This is a genomic window from Stenotrophomonas sp. S4, assembly GCF_054187805.2.
The window spans coordinates 1554915-1579844 of the sequence record NZ_CM196188.1; the positions used below are offsets into that span (position 1 = coordinate 1554915).

General features: G+C 67.5%; 29 protein-coding genes. 15 read left to right on the top strand and 14 right to left on the bottom strand.

Translation table 11 applies throughout. The annotated features are described in order from the left end of the window. Nucleotides 1–112: 112 nt before the first annotated feature. The 7 genes from ACUZUJ_RS07085 to ACUZUJ_RS07115 all read right to left on the bottom strand — a co-directional run bounded on the left by ACUZUJ_RS07085 (nucleotide 113) and on the right by ACUZUJ_RS07115 (nucleotide 6118). A complete protein-coding gene (locus ACUZUJ_RS07085; protein ID WP_510468074.1) occupies nucleotides 113–1135 on the bottom strand; it encodes a magnesium and cobalt transport protein CorA in 1023 nt (340 codons plus the stop codon). Nucleotides 1136–1141: 6 nt separating this feature from the next. Beyond that, a complete protein-coding gene (locus ACUZUJ_RS07090; RefSeq protein ID WP_458220131.1) occupies nucleotides 1142–2410 on the bottom strand; it encodes a lipoprotein N-acyltransferase Lnb domain-containing protein in 1269 nt (422 codons plus the stop codon). After that, nucleotides 2407–3288 (bottom strand): CorC family transporter, encoded by an 882-nt coding sequence (locus ACUZUJ_RS07095; protein WP_458220132.1) that lies wholly within the window; start codon nucleotides 3286–3288, stop codon nucleotides 2407–2409. The genes ACUZUJ_RS07090 and ACUZUJ_RS07095 overlap by 4 nt, the downstream gene beginning before the upstream one ends. A 64-nt stretch (nucleotides 3289–3352) precedes the next feature. Next, a complete protein-coding gene (locus tag ACUZUJ_RS07100; protein ID WP_119007600.1) occupies nucleotides 3353–3919 on the bottom strand; it encodes a hypothetical protein in 567 nt (188 codons plus the stop codon). A 77-nt stretch (nucleotides 3920–3996) separates the two neighbouring features. After that, nucleotides 3997–4572 (bottom strand): hypothetical protein, encoded by a 576-nt coding sequence (locus ACUZUJ_RS07105; protein WP_510468075.1) that lies wholly within the window; start codon nucleotides 4570–4572, stop codon nucleotides 3997–3999. 77 nt (nucleotides 4573–4649) lie between these two features. Next, entirely contained in the window at nucleotides 4650–5135 is a 486-nt protein-coding gene (gene ybeY / locus ACUZUJ_RS07110; protein WP_458220133.1) for an rRNA maturation RNase YbeY, read from the bottom strand. Further along, a complete protein-coding gene (locus ACUZUJ_RS07115) occupies nucleotides 5132–6118 on the bottom strand; it encodes a PhoH family protein (RefSeq protein WP_510468076.1) in 987 nt (328 codons plus the stop codon). The genes ybeY and ACUZUJ_RS07115 overlap by 4 nt, the downstream gene beginning before the upstream one ends. Nucleotides 6119–6601: 483 nt before the next feature. On the opposite strand from ACUZUJ_RS07115, the gene ACUZUJ_RS07120 reads away from it, so the two are divergent. The 3 genes from ACUZUJ_RS07120 (at nucleotide 6602) to ACUZUJ_RS07130 (ending at nucleotide 9611) form a co-directional block, all read left to right on the top strand. Further along, nucleotides 6602–7558, top strand: a complete 957-nt coding sequence (locus ACUZUJ_RS07120; RefSeq protein ID WP_049446112.1) for an HlyD family secretion protein — start codon at nucleotides 6602–6604, stop codon at nucleotides 7556–7558. Between the two features lie 65 nt (nucleotides 7559–7623). Beyond that, nucleotides 7624–8502: an ABC transporter ATP-binding protein gene (locus ACUZUJ_RS07125; RefSeq protein WP_049446110.1), complete on the top strand. Its 879-nt coding sequence runs from the start codon at nucleotides 7624–7626 to the stop codon at nucleotides 8500–8502. Then, nucleotides 8499–9611 (top strand): ABC transporter permease, encoded by a 1113-nt coding sequence (locus ACUZUJ_RS07130; RefSeq protein WP_049446108.1) that lies wholly within the window; start codon nucleotides 8499–8501, stop codon nucleotides 9609–9611. The genes ACUZUJ_RS07125 and ACUZUJ_RS07130 overlap by 4 nt, the downstream gene beginning before the upstream one ends. A gap of 42 nt (nucleotides 9612–9653) precedes the next feature. Here the strand turns inward: ACUZUJ_RS07130 and miaB are convergent, their stop codons facing one another. Together miaB and ACUZUJ_RS07140 are read right to left on the bottom strand one after the other, a co-directional pair. After that, on the bottom strand, nucleotides 9654–11072 hold the full coding sequence (miaB, locus tag ACUZUJ_RS07135; protein ID WP_049446107.1) for a tRNA (N6-isopentenyl adenosine(37)-C2)-methylthiotransferase MiaB: 1419 nt from the start codon (nucleotides 11070–11072) through the stop codon (nucleotides 9654–9656). 106 nt (nucleotides 11073–11178) lie between these two features. Continuing rightward, nucleotides 11179–11799, bottom strand: a complete 621-nt coding sequence (locus ACUZUJ_RS07140; RefSeq protein WP_458220134.1) for a glutathione S-transferase family protein — start codon at nucleotides 11797–11799, stop codon at nucleotides 11179–11181. Nucleotides 11800–11879: 80 nt separating this feature from the next. On the opposite strand from ACUZUJ_RS07140, the gene ACUZUJ_RS07145 reads away from it, so the two are divergent. The 7 genes from ACUZUJ_RS07145 (at nucleotide 11880) to ACUZUJ_RS07175 (ending at nucleotide 17959) form a co-directional block, all read left to right on the top strand. Then, entirely contained in the window at nucleotides 11880–12848 is a 969-nt protein-coding gene (locus ACUZUJ_RS07145) for a helix-turn-helix transcriptional regulator (protein WP_049446105.1), read from the top strand. 46 nt (nucleotides 12849–12894) lie between these two features. Further along, entirely contained in the window at nucleotides 12895–13818 is a 924-nt protein-coding gene (locus ACUZUJ_RS07150) for a lytic transglycosylase domain-containing protein (RefSeq protein WP_458220135.1), read from the top strand. A 212-nt stretch (nucleotides 13819–14030) separates the two neighbouring features. Continuing rightward, nucleotides 14031–14651 (top strand): ubiquinol-cytochrome c reductase iron-sulfur subunit, encoded by a 621-nt coding sequence (petA, locus tag ACUZUJ_RS07155; protein ID WP_004151998.1) that lies wholly within the window; start codon nucleotides 14031–14033, stop codon nucleotides 14649–14651. Next, complete coding sequence (locus tag ACUZUJ_RS07160; RefSeq protein WP_005415946.1) at nucleotides 14651–15910, top strand: cytochrome b; 1260 nt, start codon at nucleotides 14651–14653, stop codon at nucleotides 15908–15910. Before petA ends, ACUZUJ_RS07160 begins: the two co-directional genes overlap by 1 nt. Then, complete coding sequence (locus tag ACUZUJ_RS07165; protein ID WP_014036596.1) at nucleotides 15903–16652, top strand: cytochrome c1; 750 nt, start codon at nucleotides 15903–15905, stop codon at nucleotides 16650–16652. Before ACUZUJ_RS07160 ends, ACUZUJ_RS07165 begins: the two co-directional genes overlap by 8 nt. A 134-nt stretch (nucleotides 16653–16786) precedes the next feature. After that, nucleotides 16787–17422 (top strand): glutathione S-transferase N-terminal domain-containing protein, encoded by a 636-nt coding sequence (locus ACUZUJ_RS07170; protein WP_005408842.1) that lies wholly within the window; start codon nucleotides 16787–16789, stop codon nucleotides 17420–17422. Between the two features lie 84 nt (nucleotides 17423–17506). Continuing rightward, nucleotides 17507–17959, top strand: coding sequence for a ClpXP protease specificity-enhancing factor (locus ACUZUJ_RS07175; RefSeq protein ID WP_005412806.1), 453 nt, complete (start codon nucleotides 17507–17509; stop codon nucleotides 17957–17959). Nucleotides 17960–18044: 85 nt separating this feature from the next. On the opposite strand, the gene ACUZUJ_RS07180 is transcribed toward ACUZUJ_RS07175, so the two are convergent. From ACUZUJ_RS07180 to ACUZUJ_RS07195, 4 genes are all read right to left on the bottom strand, one after another. Further along, on the bottom strand, nucleotides 18045–18395 hold the full coding sequence (locus ACUZUJ_RS07180; protein WP_049423257.1) for a DUF3301 domain-containing protein: 351 nt from the start codon (nucleotides 18393–18395) through the stop codon (nucleotides 18045–18047). 67 nt (nucleotides 18396–18462) lie between these two features. Then, nucleotides 18463–19464 carry a DUF2272 domain-containing protein gene (locus ACUZUJ_RS07185; protein WP_101765226.1) on the bottom strand — a complete coding sequence of 334 codons (1002 nt, stop codon included), beginning with the start codon at nucleotides 19462–19464 and terminating at the stop codon, nucleotides 18463–18465. A 115-nt stretch (nucleotides 19465–19579) separates the two neighbouring features. Further along, nucleotides 19580–20431 (bottom strand): carboxylating nicotinate-nucleotide diphosphorylase, encoded by an 852-nt coding sequence (gene nadC / locus ACUZUJ_RS07190; RefSeq protein WP_119007604.1) that lies wholly within the window; start codon nucleotides 20429–20431, stop codon nucleotides 19580–19582. Next, nucleotides 20428–20697, bottom strand: a complete 270-nt coding sequence (locus ACUZUJ_RS07195; protein ID WP_005408847.1) for a Trm112 family protein — start codon at nucleotides 20695–20697, stop codon at nucleotides 20428–20430. Before ACUZUJ_RS07195 ends, nadC begins: the two co-directional genes overlap by 4 nt. 58 nt (nucleotides 20698–20755) lie before the next feature. On the opposite strand from ACUZUJ_RS07195, the gene purE reads away from it, so the two are divergent. The 3 genes from purE (at nucleotide 20756) to ACUZUJ_RS07210 (ending at nucleotide 22871) form a co-directional block, all read left to right on the top strand. Next, nucleotides 20756–21259: a 5-(carboxyamino)imidazole ribonucleotide mutase gene (gene purE, locus ACUZUJ_RS07200; RefSeq protein WP_005412808.1), complete on the top strand. Its 504-nt coding sequence runs from the start codon at nucleotides 20756–20758 to the stop codon at nucleotides 21257–21259. Beyond that, nucleotides 21256–22404, top strand: a complete 1149-nt coding sequence (locus ACUZUJ_RS07205; RefSeq protein ID WP_119007605.1) for a 5-(carboxyamino)imidazole ribonucleotide synthase — start codon at nucleotides 21256–21258, stop codon at nucleotides 22402–22404. The genes purE and ACUZUJ_RS07205 overlap by 4 nt, the downstream gene beginning before the upstream one ends. A gap of 125 nt (nucleotides 22405–22529) precedes the next feature. After that, entirely contained in the window at nucleotides 22530–22871 is a 342-nt protein-coding gene (locus ACUZUJ_RS07210; protein ID WP_008268125.1) for a carboxymuconolactone decarboxylase family protein, read from the top strand. A 113-nt stretch (nucleotides 22872–22984) separates the two neighbouring features. On the opposite strand, the gene ACUZUJ_RS07215 is transcribed toward ACUZUJ_RS07210, so the two are convergent. Next, entirely contained in the window at nucleotides 22985–23563 is a 579-nt protein-coding gene (locus ACUZUJ_RS07215) for a superoxide dismutase (RefSeq protein ID WP_014036601.1), read from the bottom strand. A gap of 120 nt (nucleotides 23564–23683) precedes the next feature. Here ACUZUJ_RS07215 and grxD point away from each other — a divergent pair, with 120 nt between their 5' ends. Together grxD and ACUZUJ_RS07225 are read left to right on the top strand one after the other, a co-directional pair. Further along, on the top strand, nucleotides 23684–24004 hold the full coding sequence (gene grxD / locus ACUZUJ_RS07220; RefSeq protein ID WP_005415957.1) for a Grx4 family monothiol glutaredoxin: 321 nt from the start codon (nucleotides 23684–23686) through the stop codon (nucleotides 24002–24004). Next, nucleotides 24001–24777, top strand: coding sequence for an SDR family NAD(P)-dependent oxidoreductase (locus ACUZUJ_RS07225; RefSeq protein ID WP_049445999.1), 777 nt, complete (start codon nucleotides 24001–24003; stop codon nucleotides 24775–24777). Before grxD ends, ACUZUJ_RS07225 begins: the two co-directional genes overlap by 4 nt. The last annotated feature ends 153 nt before the right edge of the window (nucleotides 24778–24930 follow it).

A 24930-nucleotide genomic window follows, 5' to 3' on the forward strand; every position in this document is an offset into this window, starting at 1 on the left:
AGCATTGCCTGGTTGCCGGCCAGCGGCCGGCACTACCAAGGGCAGGTCATGTGCCACGACCAACGGTCGTGGCCTACCGGTCCGGTGGGTATCGTCCGTTGGTCGATACCCCTCACAACCATTTCGCGCGCTTGAACAACCGGTACAGCCCCACGCACACACCGCCCACGCCGATGATCATCAGCGGGTAGGACCACGGCTCGCTCAGCTCCGGCATGTGGCTGAAGTTCATGCCGTACCAGCTGGTGATCAGCGTCGGCGCCGCCAGCAGTGCGGCCCACGCACCCAGGCGCTTGACCGTCTCGCCCTGCGCCAGCGTCACCAGCGACAGGTTCACGCTCAGTGCGGTGCCCAGCATCTCGCGCAGGGTGTCGATCACATCGCTGATGCGTACCGCATGGTCGTGCACGTCGCGCACGTAGAGTTTCACTTCATCGGGGATCAGGTCGCCCTGGTAGCGGCGCAACTGCGCCAGCACATCCTGCAGTGGCGCCACCGCCATCCGCATCTTGTTCAGTTCGCGCTTGAGCTCGTACAGCCGCACCACCGTGCTGCGCTTGTAGTTGTCGGCGAAGATGTCCTTTTCCAGCAGGTCCAGAGTGTCGCGGAAGCGGTGCACGATCGGCAGGTAGTTGTCGACCACGAAGTCGGTCACCGCGTACAGGCAGTACGACGGGCCCATCTTCAGCAGCTGCGGCTCGCGTTCCACCCGTGCCCGCACCGGGGCATAGGACAGCGAGGCGCCATGACGCACTGTCACCAGGAAACGCGGGCCGAGGAAGGCGTGGGTTTCGCCGTACTGGATGCGTTCGTCGACCATCTGTGCGGTGGTCACCACCACGAACAGCGAGTTGCCGTAGGTCTCGACCTTGGGACGCTGGTGTGCGTTGCGCGCGTCCTCGATGGCCAGGTCGTGCAGGCAGAATTCTTCCTGCAGTTTCAGCAGCACATCGTCGTTGGGGTTGTACAGGCCCACCCAGACGAAGCCGTTGCCACTGGCAATGACATCGCTGATGGCATCCAGGCTGATGTCGTGGCGTTTGCCCTCGTCATCGTAGTGGACGCAGTTGATGACGCAGGCGGGGTTGGCCGAAGCAGGGGCGGAAGCGGAGGCGGGCAATGACATGCCCGCCATCGTGCGTCAGTGCCGTGTTTCGGACAAGTGAGGATGGCGCCCCAGTACCCACGCCAGGGCTACGTGCACGGGCAGCAGCAGCACGATCCACTGCACGTTGTACTGTGCCTGCAGGCTCAGCCAGTGCAGCACCAGCGCCGCCACGGCCTGTACCGCCAGCAGCCACAGCACGACCCTGAACATGCGGCCCGGCACGCGCCGGCGCAGCAGGCTTATCGCACCCGGCAGCAGCAATACGGCCAGCGGCGAAAGCAGCAGCAGGTTGCGGTTGGCCCAGGCGGCGTAATGGGTGCTGAAGCCCCACAGGAACACCAGCAGGCTGCCGGCGATGGCACACAGCAGCCAGAACGGCAGGGCCAGCCCGGCCAGCAGGCGCGGGCGGCTGCGCAGCGCCAGTATGCCGGCGGCGATCACCAGGCCACACAGCAGCCACGGCCACCAGCGGCGCGCGAACTCCTTCGGCTCCGGGTCGATGCGGTGTGGCAGCAGTTCCTGTTCGGACTGCACCAGCGGCCGGCCATCGCTGTTACGCGCCTGGCGCAGTGCGTCGGCCAGGCGCATCGGCACGAAGGCTTCCTGCCAGCGCGACAGCGGCTGGTCGGCGAACGGCCCGAGGCCGACATCGAAGCCCAGCCACATCCACGGTGCCGGCGAGGCCAGGCGCACCGATTCACTGCGGTAGGTATTGCCGCGCGAGCGCCCTGACAGCTGCGACTGCAGGCCGCCATCCAGCGCCTTGTTAACCGTGTCGCGCACCATCGTGGCGCAGTTGGCGGTGTAGTAGTCGTAGTGGTAGCGCGCGTTTTCCGGCTTGGCCCGCTCGGCCAGGTCGGCGGCCAGTGCACGTGCCTGGTCCGGGCGCAGGTCCAGCCACTGCACGCTGGCGCCACGGCCGGTCTCGTCGTAGTACGACAGGTCCTGCTGCAGCGGCAGCGCCACCAGGTAATACATCATGTCGCCGCGCACGAAGCGGCTGATGAAATCGTCCTCGGACGGGTCGAAGTAGCCGAAGTTGTACGACGTCGCTTCGCCGCTGACCGGATCGATCACGACGATGGCGTCGTGGCCGAAGCGCTCGAAGAACACCGTGCCCGGCTGCATGGTCACCACCCCGATGCGCGGGGCGGGGACCTCGGCGCTGGCGGCGGGTGCAGCGGGCGTGGGTGTGGCTGTCGCCGGCTGCGCGAAGGCGGCCAGCGGCAGGGCCGTGGCCAGCACGCACAGTGCCAGCCACAGCGTCAGGCGCAGTGCCAGGAGGGGGCCACCGCGCTTCAAGCGTCGTCCTGCGCGTCCGGCGGCAGCACGGTCACGTGGAAGGCCTTCACCCGGCGCGCATCGGCGCGGGCCACGCGGAACATGAAGCGGTCCAGCGCCAGCTCGTCACCGACTTCCGGCAGGTGGCCCACGGCCTCGGTGACCAGGCCACCGATGGTGTCGTAGTCCTCGTCGGAGAACGTCGCGCCGAAGCGTTCGTTGAAGTCGCCGATCGGGGTCAGCGCGTCGACCACGTACTGGCCGTCGGACTGGATGGCGATCTGCGCCGACGGGTCCTCGGCCTCGTCATGCTCGTCGTCGATCTCGCCGACGATCTGTTCCAGCACGTCCTCGATGGTGACCAGGCCGGCGACACCGCCGTACTCGTCGACCACGATGGCCATGTGGTTGCGCGACAGGCGGAATTCCTTCAGCAGCACGTTGAGCTTCTTCGCCTCCGGGATCAGCACCGCCGGGCGCAGCAGCTCGCGCACGTTGGCCGGGCCGTTGTCGGCGACCACGCCGCGCAGCAGGTCCTTGGCCAGCAGGATGCCAAGGATGTCGTCCTTGTTCTCGCCGTGCACCGGGAAGCGCGAATGGCCGGATTCGACCACCTGCTTCATCAGTTCCAGGAAGGGCGCTTCGACCGGCAGCGAGACCATCTGCGAGCGCGAGATCATCACGTCGCCCACGGTCAGCTCGGCCACCGAAATGGCGCCTTCCATCATCTTCAGGGTATCGGCGGCGATCAGGCCCTCTTCCTGCGCGGTGTGCAGGACAGCGACCAGCTCGTCGCGGGTATGGGGTTCGCCGGAGAAGGCGGAGGTCAGGCGTTCAAGCCAGCCGCGCTTCTTTTCACTGGGCTCCTGTGCGGAGCTACTACTGTCGTCTTCTGACATCTCTGGAAAAAAGGCACCCGGCAGGCCGGGCGTTGGCCCCAGTCTAGCAGGATGTGGCGGCCTGTCAGTGACCGTCGCTGCCCGGTCCGGTGATCGGCGGCGGGGCCAGTTCAGGCCGGGCGGGCGCTTCTTCCTCGGGCAGGTCCAGGCTGTAGGTGCAGCCGGCCAGGGTCTTGCCGGGATGGGAGGCCACGGTGGAGACGCTGAGGATGATTGACTCGATCTGGGCCTCGCCGCTCTTCGGGTCGGTCACGTCGCGGCTGACCAGCTCGCGGCCGGCCATGAACTTGCCATCCTGGTCGTAGCCGGTCTCCAGCCCCAGCTGCTTGGCCAGCGGCCGTGGATCGGCCTGGTCGAGGATCGCCATGACGCTGGACCCGGCCACGGCGACCCGTTCGGTGCGGGTGCCGAACACACTGATCGGCTGGGCCAGCCGGTACTCGCTCATGAACTGGTTGCCCTGCGGCAGGGGCTGCAGGCCCTGGGCGACGGCCTTCAACGGATCAGCCAGCAGCGGCGCCAGCGCAGCGTGATCGGCTACGCCCTGACGGCATTCAATCAGGGCCGGCAGGTCCAGGGCAGCGGCCGGGGCGGACGCGGCGAACAGCAGGGGCAGGGCAATACGCAGCACGGGCACGGGATCCGCAACGGAAGGCAGGCCCGTGATCGTACCGGTCCCGGTCAGCCATCGCGAGCGCCTCCATGCAGTCAGCGGGATTGCAGGTGCGATGCCGCTGGGTGCCAGCGCAGCCTGACCGGGTAGCCCAGTTGCGCCTGCAGGTGGTCGCGCACGGCCGCCACTGTTGCGCGTGCGCCTGCGGTATCCCGGAGTTCCAGCTCCAGTTCACCGGTCATGACGTCCAGGCCATAGCCGATCAGCTCGGGCAGCTGTGGCACGAACCAGCCTTGCTGTGCATGAAGGCGGTGCTGCATTTCGGCCTCCGTCAGCGCAGCGCCGGTGATGTAGCGCACGCGTTGCGGGCCATCCGCCCCTGGATGTGTCTCATCGGCCGCGGGTGCTGGGCCAGTCAGTCGAACGACGACATTCCAACCTGCCGCGTTGTCCACCCAGATTCCGGCGAGGCGTGCCGCGTGGCGCGCTTTCAAACGTTCCATCAATGCGTACTGCTGCGCCCCGGCGACCGCTTGGCGCGCCGTCTGTTGGCTGACATCAAAGAAGGCCTGCATCTCCGCGACCTTGGCGGCAATGTCGGCGGCGCTGTCGCTGGCCGGGAACGGCGACGGTTGTTCCCGGTCGGGGTCGATGCCCGGGGCAGTGGTCACCTGCAGGAGAGCGGCGATGAGTGCGGGCAGTAGCGCGATGGGGTCGTCCTCCGTGAAGAACCCGGTGTGCGTGGGCCTCAGCGCTCGCCGGCGTAGGGATCGGCGATGCCGAGCTCGGCCAGGATCTCGCGCTCCAGCTGTTCCATCGCGTCGGCTTCCTTGTCGTCCTCGTGGTCCCAGCCGAGCAGGTGCAGCACGCCGTGCACGGTCAGGTGCGCGTAGTGGGCGTTGAGCGCCTTGCCCTGTTCATCGGCCTCACGGGCCACCACCGGTGCGCAGATCACCAGGTCGCCCAGCAGCGGGAACTTCACGCCCTTGGGCAGGCCTTCGGGCACTTCGGCCGGGAAGCTGAGCACGTTGGTGGCGTAGTCCTTGCCGCGGTAATGGCGGTTCAGCGACTGCCCTTCCTTGACATCGACCACGCGGATGGCCAGGTCGGCCTCGCGGATGCGGCCTTTCAGCGCAGCGGCCACCCACTTGCGGAAACTCACCGCCGCCGGCAGGCCGGTGCGCGGCAAGGCATAACTGACGGCGACGTCCAGTCGCACGGGACCACGGGTCATGGAGTTGCTCCAGGTTGGATCTGATGCAGGTCGCGGCGGTTGTAGGCGCTGACGATGCGCGCCACCAGCGGATGACGGACCACGTCGCGGGATTCGAAGAAGGTGAAGCTGACGCCCTCGACCTCGCGCAGCACGTCGATGGCATCGCGCAGGCCGGACTTCACGTGCTTGGGCAGGTCGGTCTGGGTCAGGTCACCGGTGACCACGGCGGTGGAGCCGTAGCCGAGGCGGGTCAGGAACATCTTCATCTGCTCGATGGTGGTGTTCTGTGCTTCGTCCAGGATCACGAAGGCATCGTTGAGCGTGCGGCCACGCATGTAGGCCAGCGGTGCGATTTCGATGACGTTCTTTTCCAGCAGCTTGACCACCTTCTCCACGCCCATCATCTCGTAAAGGGCGTCGTACAGCGGTCGCAGGTAGGGGTCGACCTTCTGGCTCAGGTCACCGGGCAGGAAGCCCAGCTTCTCGCCGGCCTCCACTGCCGGGCGCACCAGGATCAGGCGTTGCACCCGTGATTCGTTCAGGGCTTCGACCGCGCTGGCCACGGCCAGGAAGGTCTTGCCGGTACCGGCCGGGCCGATGCCGAAGTTGATGTCATGGGTGGCGATCTGGTGCAGGTAGCGGCCCTGGTTGGCGCCGCGGCCACGTACCGTGCCGCGCTTGACCTTGATCGCCACGTCCTGCGCTTCGTAGGAGCGCTCGGCGATCTGCTCGACATTGGCCTGCGCCAGGCGCAGGTGGATGGCATGGTTGTCGAAGACGGTCTCGCCGGCTTCGGCGTACAGCGCTTCAACCAGTTTCTGCGCCTCGATGATGGCTTCGTTGGGTCCGCTGATGCGGAACACGAAGCCACGGTTGGCGATCTCCACACCGAGCTTCAGCTCGATCTGGCGCAGGTGGCCGTCGAAGGGGCCGCACAGGTTGGCCAGCCGCTCGTTGTCTTCCGGCGACAGGGTGAAGTCTCGATGCTCGATGCTTTTCATTGCTTGGGGTGGGGCGGAAGCCTTCCACCGCAGTGTATTCAGGGAGGATAAGGGTAGCGCGCGCGTGGCGCACACGGCCAGCAGACGGTCGATACAGCGTTTTCCACACCCGATGTGGACGGGGTACGCGGAAACCTGTGGATAGACCTTGGCAATGCTTGTGCCACAAGGCTCATGAGGTCCTGGTGAAAAAAGCGTCATGGTTGCCTGTCGCCGCAGCTGCACTGTCACAGGGGGGCCTGCAGGGGGACGTTCATCGTGATGGCAGTGCAGGTGTCATTGCCGTGCGGGCAACAGCGCCACGTCCTGCCGGATTTCCACAGCGGTTGTGGAATGATGCCGAACCAACCTGTGGATAGGTGGTGCGGAGCCTTGCAACAAAAGGCTTGCCAACGGATGGTGAAAAAACCGTCAGGGCTGATCGGAATCATTGAGGGTGCACGGGGCGCATGGCACCGTGGCGCCGTGGCAGGAGGGGATGGCATGGGCATCGGCAACGGGATGCGTGGAATCGGACTGGCGGGCATCGGCTTGCTGGCAGGGTGTGGGCAGGCACCGCCTGCAGCACTCGGCACGCTGGAGTGGGATCGGATCACGGTGCCGGCACCGGCGGCCGAAGTGATCGCCACCGTGGACGTGCGCGAGGGCCAGCAGGTCAAGGCCGGGGCGGTGCTGATGCAGCTCGACCCTGCCCGCGGCGACGCTCAGTTCGCCGCAGCGCAGGCCGACACGGTACGCGCGCAGGCCCAGCTGGAAGAACTGAAGATCGGCCCGCGCCAGGAACAGATTGCGCAGGCCCAGGCGCAGCTGGCCGCGTTGCGCGCGCAGTCTGCCGAAGCCAGTGCCTACTACCGCAGGGTGCAGCCGCTGGCACGCCAGCGCCTGATCGCCGCCGCCGAGCTGGACCGTGCACGGGCGGCTGCCGGCAATGCCGAGGCCAGCGTGCGTGCCGCCGAGCAGGCCTGGCTGGAACTGGTGCACGGCAGCCGCGTGCAGGACATCGCCCAGGGCCAGGCAGCCGCCGACGCTGCACAGGCGCAGCAGGTAGTGCAGGGCGTCAACCTGCAGAAGCTGCAGCTGCGCGCACCGCGCGATGGCGTGGTCGATGCCTTGCCCTACCGGCAGGGTGACCAGGCACCGATCGGGGCGCCGCTGGCAGTGATGCTGGTCGGCGAACGCCCCTACGCGCGTGTCTACCTGCCGCAGCCGCTGCGCCTGCAGGTCAAGGTCGGGCAGGCCGCGCAGATACAGCTGGAAGGCGGCAGCACCGTGCTGAAGGGGCGCGTGCGCTCGATCCGCAGCGAGCCCTCGTTCACCCCGTACTACGCACTGACCGGGGATGACGTCGAACGGCTGAGCTATCTGGCCGAGATCGAAGTGGACGCGGCCGCCGACATGCAGAGGCTTCCGGCCGGGCTGCCGGTGCAGGTGCGCTTCTGAATACCGGCGAGGACATCGCGGTCCACGCACGCGGGCTGACGCGTCGCTTCGGCGATCTTCTGGCCGTGGACAACGTCGACCTGACCGTGCCGCGCGGGCAGGTGTACGGCTTCCTCGGCCCGAACGGGTCCGGCAAGTCGACCACCATCCGCATGCTGTGCGGCCTGCTGGAGCCCAGCGCGGGGCAGATCGAGGTGCTGGGCCTGGCCGTGCCCGAGCAGGCAGAGGCATTGCGCCGGCGCATCGGCTACATGACCCAGCGTTTCTCCTTGTATGAAGACCTGTCGGTGCGCGAAAACCTGGAGTTTCTCGCCGCCATCCAGGACCTGCCGCGTGCGCAGGCCGGGCAACGGGTGGACGCATTGCTGCAGCAGTACCGGCTGCAGGACCGGCAGCCGCAGCTGGCCGGTACGCTCAGTGGTGGGCAGAAGCAGCGCCTGGCCCTGGCTGGTGCCGTGGTGCATTCGCCCGAACTGCTGTTCCTGGACGAGCCGACCAGCGCGGTCGATCCCGAATCGCGCCGCGATTTCTGGGAGGCCCTGTTCGAGCTGGCCGACGCCGGAACCACGGTGCTGGTATCGACCCACTACATGGACGAAGCCGAGCGCTGCCACCGGTTGGCGATCCTCGATCGTGGCGCGCTGGTGGCCGATGGCACGCCGGCCGAGCTGTGCGCGCGGTTGCAGGGGCGCACGCTGCAGGTGACATCCTCGCAGCCGCGCCAGGCCAGCCGCGCGCTGGCCGAACTGCCCGGGGTGCTGAGCGTGGCGCAGATCGGCACCCAGCTGCGCGTGCTGTGCAGCGAGGGGGCTGCCGACACGCCCGCATTGCGGCAAGCGCTGGCCAGTGCCGATCCGCAGGCCAGGATCGACGCCGTCGCACCGAACCTGGAAGACGTATTCGTGGCCGCCACCCGTGGCCGTGGCCGGGAGCCGGCGGCATGAACCTGCGCCGGCTGTGGGCGATCATGCTCAAGGAGCTGCGGCAGCTGCGCCGCGACCGCATCACGCTGGCGATGATCGTCGGCATTCCGGTGATGCAACTGCTGCTGTTCGGCTACGCGATCAATCTCAACCTGCGCCATCTCGACGCCGGTGTCGCCGACCAGGCCAACAGTGCGGCGTCACGTGCGCTGGTGCAGGACATGGTGGCCACCGGCGTGATCACGCCGCGCAGCGAAGCCTACACGCCGGACCAGCTGATGCAGGCGCTGCGTCGTGGCGAGATCAGTGTCGGCATCGTGGTGCCGGCCGACTTCGAGCGTCGCCGCTTCGACGGTCGCGAAGCGGTGCAGGTGCTGGTCGATGGCAGCGACACCGTGGTGCAGAGCGCGGCGATCCAGCTGGCACAGGTGCCGCTGGATACGCGTCCGACCAGCAACACGCGTCCGCTGCGCGAAGGCAGCATCGCCAGTGGTCCGGTCAGCGTGATCAGCTTCTACAACCCGCAACGGCGCTCGGCGGTGAACATCGTGCCGGGCCTGATCGGGGTGATCCTGACCATGACCCTGGTGATGTTCACGGCGGTAGCGGTGGTGCGCGAACGCGAGCGCGGCAACATGGAGCTGCTGATCGCCACGCCGGTCTCGCGCAGCGAACTGATGGTCGGCAAGGTGCTGCCCTATGCGGCCATCGGTCTGCTGCAGACCACGCTGGTACTGGTGCTGGGCACCTGGCTGTTCCAGGTACCCATTCGCGGCAGCCTGCTGGACATCTACCTGGCCGCGGTGCTGCTGGTGCTGGCCAACCTGGCGCTGGGCCTGCTGATCTCCACGCGCGCGCGCTCGCAGTTCCAGGCGATGCAGATGACGCTGTTCCTGTTCCTGCCGTCGATCCTGCTGTCGGGCTTCATGTTCCCGTTCGCCGGCATGCCGCGGCCGGTGCAGTGGCTGGCCGAGGTGCTGCCGCTGACCCATTTCCTGCGCCTGGTGCGCGGCATCATGCTGCGCGGCGCCTCACTGTGGGAGCTGTGGCACGACGCGCTGGCGCTGCTGGCCTTCATCGTGGTGATGATGACCCTGGCGATCCTGCGCTTCCGCAAGCGGCTGGATTGAAGGCAGGGGGTCGGATCCCCGCAGGGGCTCCGACCCGAAGATTTATTCCGCCACCACCCGTGCGCGCAGCGAATTGGTCAGCGCTTCGGTGATCACCACATCCACGAACTGGCCGATCAACCGCGCCGGCGCCGGGAAGTTCACCGAACGCATGTTCTCGGTCTTGCCGGTCAGCTCGTTCGGGTTCTTCCGCGAGGGGCCTTCCACCAGCACGGTCTGCACGGTGCCGACCATCTTCTCGGAAATGCCGGCGGCGAATGCATTGATGCGCTCCTGCAGGCGCGACAGGCGCGCGTGCTTCTCCGCATCGCTGATCGTGTCCTCCAGGTCCGCAGCCGGCGTACCCGGGCGACGCGAATAGATGAAGGAGAAGCTGTGGTCGAAGCCGATGTCCTCGATCAGCTTCATGGTCTTCTCGAAATCGGCATCGGTCTCGCCGGGGAAGCCGACGATGAAGTCCGAGCTGATCGAAATGTCCGGTCGCACCGCGCGCAGCTTGCGGATCTTCGACTTGAATTCCAGCGCGGTGTAGCCGCGCTTCATCGCCGACAGCACGCGGTCGCTGCCAGCCTGTACCGGCAGGTGCAGGAAGTTGGCCAGCTGCGGCACGTCGCGGAACGCGTCGATCAGCGAATCGCTGAACTCCAGCGGATGCGAGGTGGTGAAGCGGATGCGGCCGACGCCATCGATCTCGGCGATGGTGCGGATCAGCAGGCCGAGGTCGGCAAACTCGCCGTCACCATATGGCCCGCGATAGGCGTTGACGTTCTGGCCGAGCAGGTTGATCTCGCGCACGCCCTGCGCGGCCAGCTGCGCCACTTCCACCACCACGTCCTCGAACGGGCGGCTGACTTCGGTGCCGCGGGTGTAGGGCACCACGCAGAACGAGCAGTACTTGGAACAGCCTTCCATGATCGACACGAACGCCGAAGCGCCTTCGGCACGCGGCTCGGGCAGGCGGTCGAACTTCTCGATCTCGGGGAAGCTGATGTCCACCTGCGGGCGCTTCTGCTCGCGGCGTGCACGGATCAGCTCCGGCAGGCGGTGCAGGGTCTGCGGGCCGAATACCAGGTCCACGAACGGCGCGCGCTTGATGATCGCTTCACCTTCCTGCGAGGCAACGCAGCCGCCGACGCCGATGATGACCTCGCGGCCCTTGTTCTTCAGGCCCTTCCACACGCCCAGCTGGCTGAACACCTTCTCCTGCGCCTTCTCGCGGATGGAGCAGGTATTGACCAGGATGACGTCGGCGTCGTCCGGGCTGTCGGTCAGTTCCAGGCCATCGCTGGCGGCAAGCACGTCGGCCATCTTGGCCGAGTCGTACTCGTTCATCTGGCAACCGTGGGTCTTGATGTACAGCTTGCCTTTCACCTGGTCGGGCTTGCGCGGACCGGCGGGCAGGGCAACGAGCGGGGTACCGCCCGGCGTGGCGGGCGGAAAGACGTCTGGCGTCCCGGTCATGGCGCTTAATCCATTCGGGTGGCGGGAAAGCGGGCAATTCTACCCGCATCCCGGCCCTTCCGCCGTCCGCCGGTGGTTGGTCGGCCCCGGCGGTGGCGCGACGCGATTACGCCGCCGCCAGCTCCGCATCGATCTGCCGCGAACGGTCGAAGGCGGTCATCGCGCTCATCCGTGCAATGTAATCAGCCGTGGCCGGCGCAGGCTGCACCAGGTCGAAGGCCGTTGTCCAGGCCAGCGCATTGCCCCACAGCACGTCGGCGGCGCTCATCGTTTCGCCGAGCAGGTAGGGGCCCTGCGCCAGCTGGGCCTCGATCACCTGCAGCACGGTCTCGGCGTCGTTGTACGGCGACATCAGGCGCGGCGGCGGCTCGCGGTGCATCGCCTTGTCGATCATCGCCGGCTCGAAACAGGCGCCGTAGAAGGCCATCCAGCGCAGGTAGGGGCCGCGCAGGGCATCGCCGATCGGCGGTGCCAGACCGGCCTCTGGATACAGGTCGGCCAGGTATAGGTAGATCGCCACCTGTTCGGTCACCAGCGCACCGTTGTGGACGATGGCCGGCACCTTGCCCATCGGGTTGATGGCCAGATAGGCCGGGGCCAGGTTGGCGCCGGCCTTCAGGTCCAGCACCTGCATGCGGTAGTCCGCACCCAGCGCCTCGAGCAGGGCCACGGCGCCGCTCGAGCGCGAACGGGCGGCGTGGTACAGGGTGATCTGGCGTGAGGTCATGGCATTGCTCCTTGCGGTGGGTGGTGAACTGGAAGCCATCCTGAGGCACTATTGCGGACGACTTCTGTCCTCGATTCTTCATGCGCCATACCGCTCATCGACTGCTGCGCCTGATCGCCCTGCTGCAGGCCCGCCGCCAGTGGTCCGGGGCCGAGCTCGCCGAGCGCATGGGCGTGGACCGGCGCAGCATCCGCCGTGATATCGAGCGCCTGCGCGAACTGGGCTATCCGGTCCAGGCCTCGTCCGGGGTTGGCGGCGGCTACCAGCTGGGGGCAGGGGCGCCGGTGTTGCCGATGCTGCTGGACGAGGAGGAGGCGACCACCCTGGCCATTGCCCTGCGCGCGGCCTCGGCGACCGTCGCCGGCATCGACGACACCGCACGCGGCCTGTTGTCCAAGCTCGACCCGCTGGTGCCGACCCGTCGCCGCCAGCAGGCCGGCGAGGTGCACGCGGCGACGGCCACCCTGTCCGACCTTCCGTCCACCGACGCACGCCTGCTCGGACGGCTGGCCCAGCACTGCCGGCAGGCGTCACGGCTGGCCTTCGAATACCGCAGTGCCCAGGAAGCGGTGACCCAGCGCGAGGTCGAGGCGCAGCATCTGGTCAATTACGGGCGGCGCTGGTACCTGCTGGCCTGGGATCTGGGCCGGCAGGACTGGCGCACCCTGCGCGTGGACCGGATGGGCGCGGTGCGCGAATGCGCCGAGCCGGGCATGCACCGCCGTACGCCCGCACCGCCGGATGTGATGGTGCGACAGGCGGTCAGCCAGGCCCCGTTCGCGCTGCAGGCCATCGTCCGCCTGGCCGGCAGCCGTGCCGAACTGGAAGGCCGCATCCCGCCCTGGTGTGGTGTGCTGGAGGCCGATGGGCCCGACCATTGCCTGCTGCGCATGGGCGCCGAGAGCCGCGGCATGATGCTGGCGCAGATCCTCAGCCTGGACCGGGTGCCGGTGGCGTTGTGGACCACGCCGCCGGGCCTGCGCGATGAACTGGCACAGCGCCTGGCCGGATTGGGGCAGGTGCTGGCTGTGCCGCCGGTCACAGGCTGAGCCGCGTCGCTTGGCAAGCCCCGGCGAAGCTGGGACACTCGCCGGCATGAAGGGGATACTGGGGACAACGGCGATCATCATCGCTGCGCTGACCGCTGCGCCGGCCAGCGCGGGCACCCTGTTCAAGTGCCAGGGCGCCGACGGCGTCACCAGCTACGTCAGCAAGCGCGTGGCCGGGGCCCGCTGCAGCGCCATCAGCTACAGCCGCGACCTCCGCCCGGCACCGCGCCCGGTGGTGGCCGCGCCGAAGCCGGCGCCGACCACCGTGGCCAGCATCGAGCGCAACCCGGTGGCGGTGGCAGCCAGCGCTGCGGCACCGGCGGCTGTGCCCCCGCCGACGGCTGCGCCAGCCGCCGTACCCGCGACCCCGGTCGCCTCGCGCAGCGGGCGCATGGTCAGCGGCCAGGTCTATTCCTTCATGAAGGATGGCGTGCGCCACTACACCAGTGCGCGGCCGACCCAGGTGGCCAACCTCGGCCCGGTGCGCACCATCCGCTACAGTTTCATGGAGCGCTGCTACGCCTGTGGCGTCAACCCGCGCGTGGACTTTGGTTCGGTGCGCTTGAACACCGCCGCGTTCCAGACCGAGATCTCCTCGGCCGCGCGCGAGTTCGGCGTCGACGAAGCCGTGGTGCGCGCCATCATCCACGCCGAGTCGGCGTACAACCCGACCGCGCTCAGCCGCGCCGGCGCGCAGGGGCTGATGCAGCTGATGCCGCCGACCGCGGCCCGTTTCGGGGTCAGCGACTCCTACGATGCCGGGCAGAACATCCGCGGTGGCGTGCAGTATCTTGCGTGGTTGCTGAAACGCTTCAATGGCGACCTGACCCTGGCTGCCGCCGGCTACAACGCCGGCGAAGGCGCGGTCGACCGCCACGGTGGCGTGCCGCCCTACAGCGAGACCCAGTACTACGTGCGCCGGGTCGGGCAGCTGGCCGAGCGTTACCGCACCGCCCTGAGTCACCAGTAGGTGCCGCTAACGGGTGGGTGCCGACCGTTGGTCGGCACTCATTTGAAAGGTAGTGCCGGCCGCTGGCCGGCAACCCCGCAATCTAAAGTTGTTGCAATGCGTTGTGTGGCGCGCGACGGTTCCGCTACACTCGCCCATGATTCAATGCGGCTCTGGCCCCCACCGGATCCGCTGGCAGCCTTAAAGCTACCTAATCAATATCGGAGTGCCGGATGGCCAACGATGGGGTACACGATCCAGTCAACACCGGACGTCGGCGTTTTCTTTCTGCCACCACAGCCGTGGTGGGCGCCGTCGGCGTCGGATTCACCGCAGTTCCTTTCATCAAATCCTGGAACCCCAGTGCCCGTGCCAAGCTTGCCGGCGCACCGGTGGTGGCCGACATCAGCGCCCTGCAGGAAGGCCAACGCCTGATCGTGGAGTGGCGTGGCCAGCCGATCTGGATCGTCAAGCGGTCCAAGGCGATCCTCGATGCGCTGCACGGGCTGGATGGCCGCCTCAAGGACCCCGAGTCCGGAGAGAAGGACCAGCAGCCGGACTACGTGCTGAAGCAGAACCCCGAGCTGCGCTCGATCAAACCGGACATCTCGGTGCTGGTCGGCCTGTGCACGCACCTGGGCTGCTCGCCGGAAATGGTCGCCGAGATCCGGCCCGAACCCTATGACCCGCAGTGGAAGGGCGGCTACTTCTGCCCCTGCCACAAGTCGCGCTTCGACATGTCCGGCCGCGTCTTCAAGGACGTGCCGGCGCCGATCAACCTGAAGGTGCCCGCGCACCACTACCAGGACGACAACACCATCATCATCGGTGTCGATCCGCAGGGGGCAGCCTGATGGCCAATATCCTCGCTCGTACCGCCAGCGGCGTGGCCGACTGGGTCAACGCCCGCGCGCCGGGCCTGATGCCGGTCTACCGCAAGCACGTCACCGAGTACTACGCGCCGAAGAACTTCAACATCTGGTACTACTTCGGTTCGCTGGCGCTGCTGGTGCTGGTCAACCAGATCGTCACCGGCATCTTCCTGACGATGCACTACAAGACCAACGCCGCCGAGGCGTTCGGCTCCATCGAATACATCATGCGTGATGTGGAGTGGGGCTGGCTGATCCGCTACATGCACTCCACCGGTGCCTCGCTGTTCTTCATCGTGGTCTACCTGCACATGTTCCGCGGCCTGCTGTACGGCAGCTACCAGAAGCCGCGCGAGCTGGTGTGGATCCTGGGCATGCTGATCTACCTGGTGCTGATGGCCGAAGCCTTCATGGGCTACGTGCTGCCGTGGGGCCAGATGTCGTTCTGGGGCGCCAAGGTGATCATCTCGCTGTTCGGCGCGATACCCGTGATCGGCAACGGCCTGACCGAATGGATCATGGGCGACTACCTGCCCAGTGACGCCACGCTCAACCGCTTCTTCGCGCTGCACGTCATCGCACTGCCGCTGGTGCTGCTGTTGCTGGTGGTGCTGCACCTGGGCGCGCTGCACGAAGTGGGGTCGAACAACCCGGATGGCGTGGAGATCAAGAAGGGGCCGAAGGGCAACCGCTGGTCGCCGAACGCACCGGCCGACGGCATTCCGTTCCACCCGTACTACACGCTCAAGGATGGCGTCGGCGCCGGCTTCCTGCTGATCATCGCCGCCTTCATCATCTTCTTCGCGCCCGGTTTCGGCGGCCTGTTCCTGGAGCATGACAACTTCACCGAGGCCAACCGCCTGGTGACGCCGGAGCACATCAAGCCGGTCTGGTATTACACGCCTTACTACGCGATGTTGCGCGTGGTGCCGAACAAGCTGGGCGGCGTGCTGGTGATGTTCTCGGCCATCGCGATCCTGTTCCTGGTGCCGTGGCTGGACAAGGCGCGGGTGAAGTCGGTGCGCTACCGCGGCTGGATCTCGAAGGTGATGCTGGGCGTGCTGGCGGTGTGCTTCGTGTGGCTGGGCGTGATCGGTTCCGGCCCGGGCACCGACGTGCACGAGACCTACATCGGGCGGGTGCTGACCTTCCTGTACTTCGCGTTCTTCATCACCATGCCGCTATGGACAAGGTTGGACAAGACCAAGCCGGTACCGGAGAGGGTGACCACGCATGACTGAGCGCTGGATGGTCCGGCTGGCCCTGGCGGCCACCCTGATGCTGGGCAGTTTCCTGGCCTCCGCCGCCGAGGGCGGCACCAAGCTGCTGCAGGCCGGCAACGACCTCGGTGACCGCGCCTCGCTGCAGCGCGGCGCGCAGCTGTACATGAACTATTGCTCCGGCTGCCATGCGCTGAAGTACCTGCGCTATTCGCGGATGGCGCAGGACCTGGGCCTGACCGAAGAAGAGGTGATGAACAACCTCAACTTCACCGGCTCGGCGATCGGCGACCCGATCCCGGTGGCGATGCCCAAGGAGAACGCCGAGAAGTGGTTCGGCAAGATGCCGCCGGACCTCAGCCTGATCGCGCGGGTACGCGGCAGCGACTGGGTCTACACCTATCTCAAGTCGTTCTACCTGGACAGCAGCCGGCCCCTGGGCTGGAACAACGCGCTGTTCGCCAATGCCTCCATGCCCAACCCGTTGTGGGAGATGCAGGGCCTGCAGCATGCCGTGCATGGCAAGCCCGAGGCCCCCGGCATGGACCCGCCGGTGACCGGCCTGCGCATCGAAACGCCCGGTTCGGTGGATGCCGGCCAGTACGACCAGGCCGTGCGGGACATCACCAACTTCCTCGAATACGCCGGCGAACCGTCCGCACTCAAGCGCCAGCAGCTGGGCGTCTGGGTGATCCTGTTCCTGGCCCTGTTGACCTTCCTGCTGTACCTGTTGAAGAAGGAATACTGGAAGGACGTTCACTGATTCTGCCGCCGGCCATCGCACGGGCCTATTGGCTTTTGTGATGGTCGGTTGCACACTCGGGGAGGAGTCGACCGCTGGCACGGTGCCGGCGGCGCCGATGCGGCAGGCGGTCTCCTGTCGTGGGAGAGCCTTTGATGGCGGCGAGCGTACGCATGCGCAATACACTGACGCTGTTTTCCTCGAACGACGACGTACTGTGCCACCGGGTACGCCTGGTGCTGGCGGCCAAGGGGGTCACCTTCGACTTCGTTCCGGTCGATCCGCAGAACCCGCCTGAAGACCTGATCGACCTCAATCCTTACCACTCGGTTCCGACCCTGGTCGAGCGCGAGCTGGTGCTGTACGCCGCGTCGGTAGTCAGCGAATACCTGGACGAACGCTACCCGCATCCGCCGCTGATGCCGGTCGATCCGCTCTCGCGTGCGCGCATCCGCCTGGCCATGCTGCGCATCGAGCACGACTGGGTACCGCAGGTGCAGGCCATCCAGCTGGGCAACAAGACCCAGGCCGAGGCCGGCCGCAAGCGCCTGAAGGAACTGCTGACCGCCTCGCTGCCGCTGTTCAAGGCCAGCAAGTTCTTCCTCAATCCGGAAATGAGCCTGGCCGACTGCGCGATGGCGCCGATCATCTGGCGACTGCAGTCGCTGGACGTGCCGCTGCCGAAGGATGGCAAGGCGATCGAGGACTATGGCAACCGCATCTTCCGCCACCCGGGTTTCGTCCGCAGCCTGACCGACCAGGAAAAGAAGCTGCGCGATCTGCCGGTCTGATCCGACCTTGCGTAACCCGTCTGCACGCCGACCGGCGTGCAGGCGATCCGCCCCGGCGGGGCGCCGGGCGCGTACACTTCACGCATGACCGAAGACTTCTTCCACATGACCAGCCACCGCCCGTACCTGCTGCGGGCGCTGGTGGAATGGATCAACGACAACCAGCTGACCCCGCACATCCTGGTCGACGCCGGCGTCCCCGGCGTGCAGGTCCCGCCTTCGGCGGTCAAGGATGGCCGGGTCGTGCTCAACATCGCCGAACGTGCCGTCGTGCGGTTGATGATCGACAACGAAATGGTGAGCTTCTCGGCCCGCTTCTCCGGCACCAGCTACCCGGTGCAGGTGCCGATCAGTGCCGTGCTGGCGGTCTATGCCCGCGAGACCGGGCAGGGCATGGCGCTGCCGGATGACATTCCGGGCAACGAAACCGCACCGACCAGCGATGAGCTGCTGCACGAGGAAGGCACGCCGCCGGACGATACGCCGCCGGCCAGTCCGCCGCCGAAGGGCCGCCCGAACCTGCGCGTGGTCAAGTAACCATTCCGACGCCGCCCCGATGGGCGGCGTTTTTCTTTGCAGGATTTACCGGTGGGTGCCGACCGTTGGTCGGCACTCAAAGCCCTTATACGTCCTCGGCATCCTCCGCATCCGGCCGGATCTGGCTGATCCGCGCGGCACCGGGGCCGGTGAACGAGATCAGCTGGTCGCCGCGCAGCACCATGCGGCCCACGTGGCGATCGATGCCATCGTAGGAATATTCGAACTTGAAGGTGCGCTCGAAACCGAGCCGTCCATCCTCGCCACGCGACAGTCGCAGGCCGGTGGCGTGCACCGCCTGGTCCAGCCACTGCACATCGGCGGCGCGGCAGGCATTGCGGCCCAGCTCGACCGCGCGCTCGGCGGCCGAGCGTGCGGCGTTCCAGAAGAAGTAGATGATTCCGCCGGCAATCAGCAACAGCAGCAGGGTGGGCATGGCGTCAGCCGTCAGAGGTCGATCCCGCAAAGATGGCGGCGAACGCGCGCTGGATCAAGCGCTGCATTCACCGCTGCGGTTGTGGTTCGCCAGACACCGGCTGCGCGGGCACGACGACCGGTTGCGGCGCCGGAGCGGTCTGTGCCGGTGTGGCAGTGGGCGAGGGCATCACTACGGGCGATGTGGCAGTCAGCTGCAGCAGCGCTGCCCAGTCCTGGCGGTTGAAACTGCATTCGTCCTCGCGGCCCGGCGTGCAGCTGGGGTCGATGCCGGTGCTGTTGCGTTCGCGCGCCGGCGGCAGCTTGATCAGTCCGGTGCGCTCCAGCGGCAGCAGCCGCATCGCCACGGTGTTCATCACGTTGCCACCGACCAGGTACAGGGTCTGGTCGCCGCCGAGGTTGGCGGCCACCACCACTTCGCAATGCGATTTCCAGTGGCCAACCGAGCCATTGCCCAGCGCCTGCACAAGTCCGCTGTAACTGAGCGTGCTGCTGCGGTCACGCAGGAAGCACAGCAGATCGCCAGGCGCGGGTTTGGCCGTGGCCGGGTCGACCAGCCGGTACGGCACGCCCGAGGGTCCGCCCTGGTACGCGGCGCGGATGTAGTCGATGTGGCGTGGCGACGTGTTGAAGCCGGGAACGCCGGACTGCACCATCACCCAGGAAATGAACGCGGCCGACCACGGGTTGTCGATCAGGAAGGCGCGGCAGTCGCTGTCGGTGTAGCGCGTGCCCAGCGGTGCCAGACAGCTGCTGGCGCCGGCGATGCTGCCCATTGCGTTGAGCGTGCCGCTGTTGCGCCAGTAGCCGGCCACGCGCTGCCAGGCGATCAGCCCGTTGTCGGCCAAGTGATCGCTTTCGGCTTCGGTGACGCTGAGACTGGCGGCGCGGCCATCGCGATCGATGAAGGGCCGGAACCAGAGCCGGTGTTCATTGCAGGCGGTATTGCGGATGGCCACCGCCAACGGGCTCAGGCCGAAGCGGGGCGGCACATCGCAGGCTTCGGCGGCCGCTGCGGACAGCGGTGCCGCAGCCAGCAGCAGACAGGCAGGCAAGAGCATCCGGCGCATGCGCGGCTCCTGTGGGGGATGCCTGCAGCGTCGCAGCGCTGTCGTGAACGCCGGGTGTGAGAACGGGGTCAGATCCCTTTTCCCATTGAGAAGGGATCTGACCCCGGGCCAGGCCTCAGCCCGGCGGCGGGCCGAGCTTCAACGACAGATCGATGGCCTGCACGTGCTTGGTCAGGCCACCGATGGAAATGCAGTCGACGCCATCCTCGGCGATCGAGCGCAGACCGCCCAGGCCGACGCTGCCGGACACTTCCAGCGGAATGCGGCCGGCCGTGATGCGCACTGCCTCGCGGCGCAGGTCGGGGCTGAAGTCGTCCAGCAGGATGCGTTCGCAACCGGCTTCGAGCGCCTGGCGCAGCTGCGCCAGGTCCTCCACTTCGACCACCAGCGGCAGCGCGGGCCACTGCCGGCGTGCGCCCGCCACGGCGGCGGCCAGCGAACCGGCTGCGCGGATGTGGTTTTCCTTCAGCATCACCGTGTCGTACAGGCCGAAACGATGGTTCTCGCCACCGCCGCAGCGCACCGCGTACTTCTGCGCCAGGCGCAGGCCGGGCAGGGTCTTGCGGGTGTCGAGGATGCGCGTGCCAGTGCCGGCCACGGCCGCCACGTAGCGTGCGGTGGTCGTGGCGGTGCCGGACAGCGTCTGCAGGAAGTTCAGCGAAGTGCGCTCGGCGCTGACCAGGCTGCGGCTGCGCCCGTGCAGCAGGGCCAGCACGGTGCCTGCGGTGACCGCGTCGCCTTCGGCAACCTGCCAGTCGATGCGCACGTCCGGGTCGAGCGCGCGGTGGGTGGCGTCGAACCAGGGGCGGCCGGCAATCACTCCGTCCTGCTTGCACAGCAGGTAAGCGCTGTCGGCCTGGTCGGGCAGCAGGGCGGCGGTGACATCACCGCTGCCCAGGTCCTCGGCCAGTGCACGCGCGACATCGGCGGCGACAACGGCCGCATCCGGCGTCGGCAGCATGCTCATGCGGCCGGGAAGTCGGCGATCTGGGCGGTCGGGATGGCTTCTTCGGCCAGCAGCACCGGGATGCCGTCGTCGACGCGGAATACCTGCTTGCGGTCGCGGGTGACCAGCGCTTCGCGCAGCGGCTGCGCCAGCGGGTTGCCATCGGCCTTGTTCACCGCGCCGGCGGAAATGGCCTTGTTGAGGGCTTCCAGGCCCTTGCCATCCAGCAGGGACAGGGGCTGGCGGGTGTCCGGCGACACCAGCAGGTCGAGCAGCTTGCGATCCATGGTTCTTCGTCTTGCGTGGAAGACGGCTAGAATACGTCTTTAAGGCAGGTGACGGCCAATGACCCCCAACCCGATCGCGCCGCTTGTCGGCATCGTCATGGGTTCCCGTTCCGACTGGGAAACCATGCAGCACGCCGCCCAGAAGCTTGAAGCCCTGGGTGTTCCGTTCGAAGTGAAGGTGGTGTCCGCGCATCGGACGCCGGATGTGTTGTTCAGTTACGCCGAGCAGGCGGGCCCGCGAGGCCTGCGCGCGATCATCGCCGGTGCCGGCGGGGCCGCCCACCTGCCGGGCATGATCGCCGCCAAGACCGCCGTGCCGGTATTGGGTGTGCCGGTGCAGTCCAAGGCCCTCAACGGCATGGATTCGCTGCTGTCGATCGTGCAGATGCCGGCCGGCATTCCGGTCGCCACCTTCGCCATCGGCAATGCCGGCGCCTCCAACGCTGCGCTGTTCGCCGCCGCGATGCTGGCCAGTGACCAGCCGGCGATCGGCCAGGCGCTCGACGCGTTCCGCGCACGCCAGACCGAAGACGTGATGGCCCACGACGATCCGCGCCAATGAGCCTGACCGTCGGCATCCTGGGCGGCGGCCAGCTCGCCCGCATGATGGTCCTGGCCGGTGCGCCGCTGGGACTGCGCTTCGAGCTGTACGACCCGGCCGCCGACGCCTGCAGCGGCCCGCTGGCGCCGCTCACCGTCGGTGCCTTCGATGACCGCCAGGCGCTGGCGGACTTCGCCGCCAAGGTCGATGTGGTCACCTTCGATTTCGAGAACGTGCCTGCCGACAGTGCACAGTTCCTGGCCGACCGCGTGCCGGTCTATCCGCCGCCGGCCGCACTGGCCGTGGCCCAGGACCGCTTGAGTGAGAAAACCCTGTTCCAGCAGCTGGGCATTCCGCTGCCGGCCTTCGCTGACATCCGCAGCCGTGACGAGCTGGCGGCGAAGGCCGCCGAATTCGGCCTGCCGTGCATCCTCAAGACCCGCCGCCTGGGCTACGACGGCAAGGGGCAGTTCCGCCTGCGCAGCGAAACCGACATCGATGCTGCGTGGGACGCGCTGGGTGCGCAGGTCGAGCGCACCGGCCTGATCCTGGAAGGCTTCGTGGCCTTCCAGCGCGAGGTCAGCGTGGTCGCCGTGCGCGGCCGCGATGGCAGCTTCGAGGCGTGGCCGGTCACCGGCAACTGGCATGTCGACGGTGTGCTGTCGGCCAGTGTGGCCCCGGCCGTGCTGTCCGACGCCGAGCGGCAGGCAGCGATCGGCTATGCCCGTCGCGTCGCCGAACACCTGCAGTACGTCGGCGTGTTCGCGCTGGAACTGTTCTGCCGTGATGGTGAGCTGCTGGCCAACGAGATGGCGCCGCGCGTGCACAACTCCGGCCACTGGACCATCGAAGGCAGCGAGACCTCGCAGTTCGAGAACCACCTGCGCGCCGTGCTGGGCCTGCCTCTGGGCAGCACCCGCATGCTCGGCCATGCCTGCATGCTGAACTGGCTGGGCCGGATGCCCGACCCGTTGCCGGTGCTGGCCCAGGCCAGTGGCCACTGGCATGACTATGGCAAGGAGTCGCGCGAAGGCCGCAAGGTCGGCCATGCCACATTGCGCGATGACGATGCCGCAGCACTGGCCGACGCGTTGGACCAGGTGGGCCTGGAACTGGACCGCCAGGCCCAGGTGGCACCGGCGGTGCACGCGCTGCGCAACCGCTGAACGCGGGCGTGCCGGCGTGCGGCCGGCACACCCCTGTATGGCTGCAACGGTGTGACGCATCGGTGCAGCCATCGGCGCAACATTGCCGGTGGTAGCGTGGAGCTCCTTTCACAGGAGTCACGACCATGCTCGACTGGAATGCCTACCGCAAGGAACTGAAGGGCCGCATCGGCGAGATCGGCAAGCTCTCGCCCGACACGGTCAAGGGCTACGCCACCCTGTCCAATGCCGGTGCCCAGACCAACCACCTTGACGCCAAGACCCGTGAGCTGATCGCGCTGGCGGTGGCGGTGACCACCCGCTGTGACGGTTGCATCACCGTGCACGTGGACGCGGCGCTGAAGCATGGCGCCAGCCGCGAGGAAATCGCCGAGGCGCTCGGTGTGGCGGTGTCGCTCAATGCCGGCGCCGCGCTGGTGTATTCGGCACGGGTGATGGACGCCGTGGCCGCACACGAGAGCGCGTGAAGCTCTGTTCTGTTTCCCGGTAGTGCCGGCCGCTGGCCGGCAGATCGGGTATGTCCGTGCGCGTATGGGGATGCCGGCCAGCGGCCGGCACTACCCGTGGTCGAGTCGCCGCTTCAGCGCAGCTGGCTCTCGGCGAATTCCCAGTTGACCATCTGCCAGAACGCGTCCAGGTAGCGTGCGCGATCATTCTGGTAGTCGGTGTAGTAAGCGTGCTCCCATACGTCGCAGCACAGTAGCGGGGTGCTGTCACCGGTCAGGGGCGTGCCCGCGTTGCGGGTGGCCTGGATGCCCAGCTGGCCACCTGGGTGCTGCACCAGCCACACCCAGCCCGAGCCGAACAGGCCCAGCGCGGTGCGGTTGAACTCCTCGCGCAGGCGCTGCGCGTCACCGAACTGGCGCTTCACCAGCTCGCCCAGCCGGCCCTGCGGTTCGCCGCCGCCGCGCGGGCGCAGGCACTGCCAGTAGAAACCGTGGTTCCAGGCCTGGGCGGCTGCATCGAACAGCGAGCCCTGGGCATGGCGCACGATCTCTTCCAGTGACGCGTCCTCCCACTCGGTGCCGAGGGTGCCGGCGTTGACCGCGTCGACATAGGCGCGGTGGTGGCGACCGTGATGCAGCTCCACGGTCTGCGCGGACAGATGGGGCTGCAGGGAGCCGGAGAGGTAGGGCAGGGCGGGCAATTCGACGGGCATGGACAGGTTCGTGGCCAGGGGACGGCGGCAGCCTGTTCCATCCGCTTACAATGGCGGCTACCGTGGGCAGTCTAGCCGACCATCACGGTCGGTTTGTCCGGCGAAGCAAGGAGTGTGGTTGTGGCGGTAATGCAGCAAATCCAGGCCGAGGTCGATCGTTACCCGCTCGTGCTGTTCATGAAGGGCACCCCGCAGTACCCGATGTGCGGCTTTTCCAGCCGCGCCGTACAGGCGTTGATGGCCGCCGGCGCCGTCACCCTGCGCACCGTCAACGTGCTCGAAGAACCGGAGATCCGCGCCAACCTGCCGCGCTTCTCCAACCTGCCGACCTTCCCGCAGCTGTTCATCAACGGCGAGTTGATCGGCGGCTGCGACATCGTCATGGAACTGTTTGAATCCGGCGAGCTCAAGCGCATCGTCGAAGAGGCGACCCAGGGATGAGTGCCTGGCCGTCGACGTCACCGACTGACGGGGCGCTCGATGGCCGCCCGTTGCAGGACCGCGTGGTGCTGGTTGCCGGTGCCGGCGGCGGGCTGGGCAGTGCCGCGGCGGTTGCCGCTGCAGCGGCCGGGGCTACCGTGGTCCTGCTGGGGCGCAAGCCGCGCCGGCTGGATCGGGTCTATGCCCAGGTCCAGGCGGTCGGCCCGGAACCCTTGCTGTACCCGCTGGACCTGGAAGGCGCCGGCCCCGATGACTATGCCGAACTGGCCCAGGCCCTGCAGCGCGAGCTGGGGCGGCTGGATGGCCTGCTGGCCTGCGCCGCGCATTTCCCCGGCCTGACCCCGTTCGAGCTGGCCGACCCGGCCAGTTTCGCCCGCGCGGTCCATGTCACCCTGACCGCCCCGGCCTGGCTGGCCCAGGCTTGCCTGCCGCTGCTGCGGCAGCGCGAGGATGCCGCCCTGGTATTCGCAGTGGATGCGCCCGAGCGGGTAGGGCAGGCCTATTGGGGTGGTTATGGCGTGGCCCAGCATGGCCTGCGCGGCCTGATCGGCAGCCTGCACGATGAGTTGGGCCGCAGCCCGGTGCGGGTCAGCGGTCTGTACCCGGGGCCGCTGCGCACGGCGCTGCGGGCCCGCGCCTATTCCGTCGATCAGGACCCGGCTGCCCGTGCTCCGGAAGCCGCGGCGGCCGCGGCGGTGACCCTGCTTTCCCCGGCCGGCAGCGCCTGGCGGGGCCGCATCCTCGATGCCAGCGGAGCCTCTGGCGACGCGTGAAGACGACCGTAAGGCGGAATGAAGATCCCGTCACGATTGCGTTGCGATCCGGTGCCGTTTGTCGCACAACCGTCACATTGATGGCGTAGCGTGTTAATCTAGTGTTAACCGTTATGGCTGCCTTCAGCCAAGCGGTAGGGAACCCCAGATAAC

Excerpts from the sequence above, each read along its gene's own strand:
- ybeY (WP_458220133.1), bottom strand. The coding sequence starts at position 5,135 with ATGACCCGTGGTCCCGTGCGACTGGACGTCGCCGTCAGTTATGCCTTG.
- petA (WP_004151998.1), top strand. The coding sequence starts at position 14,031 with ATGGCCAACGATGGGGTACACGATCCAGTCAACACCGGACGTCGGCGT.
- ACUZUJ_RS07215 (WP_014036601.1), bottom strand. The coding sequence starts at position 23,563 with ATGCCCGTCGAATTGCCCGCCCTGCCCTACCTCTCCGGCTCCCTGCAG.
- purE (WP_005412808.1), top strand. The coding sequence starts at position 20,756 with ATGACCCCCAACCCGATCGCGCCGCTTGTCGGCATCGTCATGGGTTCC.
- ACUZUJ_RS07130 (WP_049446108.1), top strand. The coding sequence starts at position 8,499 with ATGAACCTGCGCCGGCTGTGGGCGATCATGCTCAAGGAGCTGCGGCAG.
- ACUZUJ_RS07170 (WP_005408842.1), top strand. The coding sequence starts at position 16,787 with ATGGCGGCGAGCGTACGCATGCGCAATACACTGACGCTGTTTTCCTCG.
- miaB (WP_049446107.1), bottom strand. The coding sequence starts at position 11,072 with ATGACCGGGACGCCAGACGTCTTTCCGCCCGCCACGCCGGGCGGTACC.
- ACUZUJ_RS07085 (WP_510468074.1), bottom strand. The coding sequence starts at position 1,135 with ATGGCGGGCATGTCATTGCCCGCCTCCGCTTCCGCCCCTGCTTCGGCC.
- ACUZUJ_RS07120 (WP_049446112.1), top strand. The coding sequence starts at position 6,602 with ATGGGCATCGGCAACGGGATGCGTGGAATCGGACTGGCGGGCATCGGC.
- ACUZUJ_RS07140 (WP_458220134.1), bottom strand. The coding sequence starts at position 11,799 with ATGACCTCACGCCAGATCACCCTGTACCACGCCGCCCGTTCGCGCTCG.
- ACUZUJ_RS07165 (WP_014036596.1), top strand. The coding sequence starts at position 15,903 with ATGACTGAGCGCTGGATGGTCCGGCTGGCCCTGGCGGCCACCCTGATG.
- ACUZUJ_RS07115 (WP_510468076.1), bottom strand. The coding sequence starts at position 6,118 with ATGAAAAGCATCGAGCATCGAGACTTCACCCTGTCGCCGGAAGACAAC.
- ACUZUJ_RS07210 (WP_008268125.1), top strand. The coding sequence starts at position 22,530 with ATGCTCGACTGGAATGCCTACCGCAAGGAACTGAAGGGCCGCATCGGC.
- ACUZUJ_RS07160 (WP_005415946.1), top strand. The coding sequence starts at position 14,651 with ATGGCCAATATCCTCGCTCGTACCGCCAGCGGCGTGGCCGACTGGGTC.
- ACUZUJ_RS07195 (WP_005408847.1), bottom strand. The coding sequence starts at position 20,697 with ATGGATCGCAAGCTGCTCGACCTGCTGGTGTCGCCGGACACCCGCCAG.
- ACUZUJ_RS07145 (WP_049446105.1), top strand. The coding sequence starts at position 11,880 with ATGCGCCATACCGCTCATCGACTGCTGCGCCTGATCGCCCTGCTGCAG.
- ACUZUJ_RS07185 (WP_101765226.1), bottom strand. The coding sequence starts at position 19,464 with ATGCGCCGGATGCTCTTGCCTGCCTGTCTGCTGCTGGCTGCGGCACCG.
- ACUZUJ_RS07205 (WP_119007605.1), top strand. The coding sequence starts at position 21,256 with ATGAGCCTGACCGTCGGCATCCTGGGCGGCGGCCAGCTCGCCCGCATG.
- ACUZUJ_RS07150 (WP_458220135.1), top strand. The coding sequence starts at position 12,895 with ATGAAGGGGATACTGGGGACAACGGCGATCATCATCGCTGCGCTGACC.
- ACUZUJ_RS07180 (WP_049423257.1), bottom strand. The coding sequence starts at position 18,395 with ATGCCCACCCTGCTGCTGTTGCTGATTGCCGGCGGAATCATCTACTTC.
- ACUZUJ_RS07175 (WP_005412806.1), top strand. The coding sequence starts at position 17,507 with ATGACCGAAGACTTCTTCCACATGACCAGCCACCGCCCGTACCTGCTG.
- ACUZUJ_RS07095 (WP_458220132.1), bottom strand. The coding sequence starts at position 3,288 with ATGTCAGAAGACGACAGTAGTAGCTCCGCACAGGAGCCCAGTGAAAAG.
- nadC (WP_119007604.1), bottom strand. The coding sequence starts at position 20,431 with ATGAGCATGCTGCCGACGCCGGATGCGGCCGTTGTCGCCGCCGATGTC.
- ACUZUJ_RS07225 (WP_049445999.1), top strand. The coding sequence starts at position 24,001 with ATGAGTGCCTGGCCGTCGACGTCACCGACTGACGGGGCGCTCGATGGC.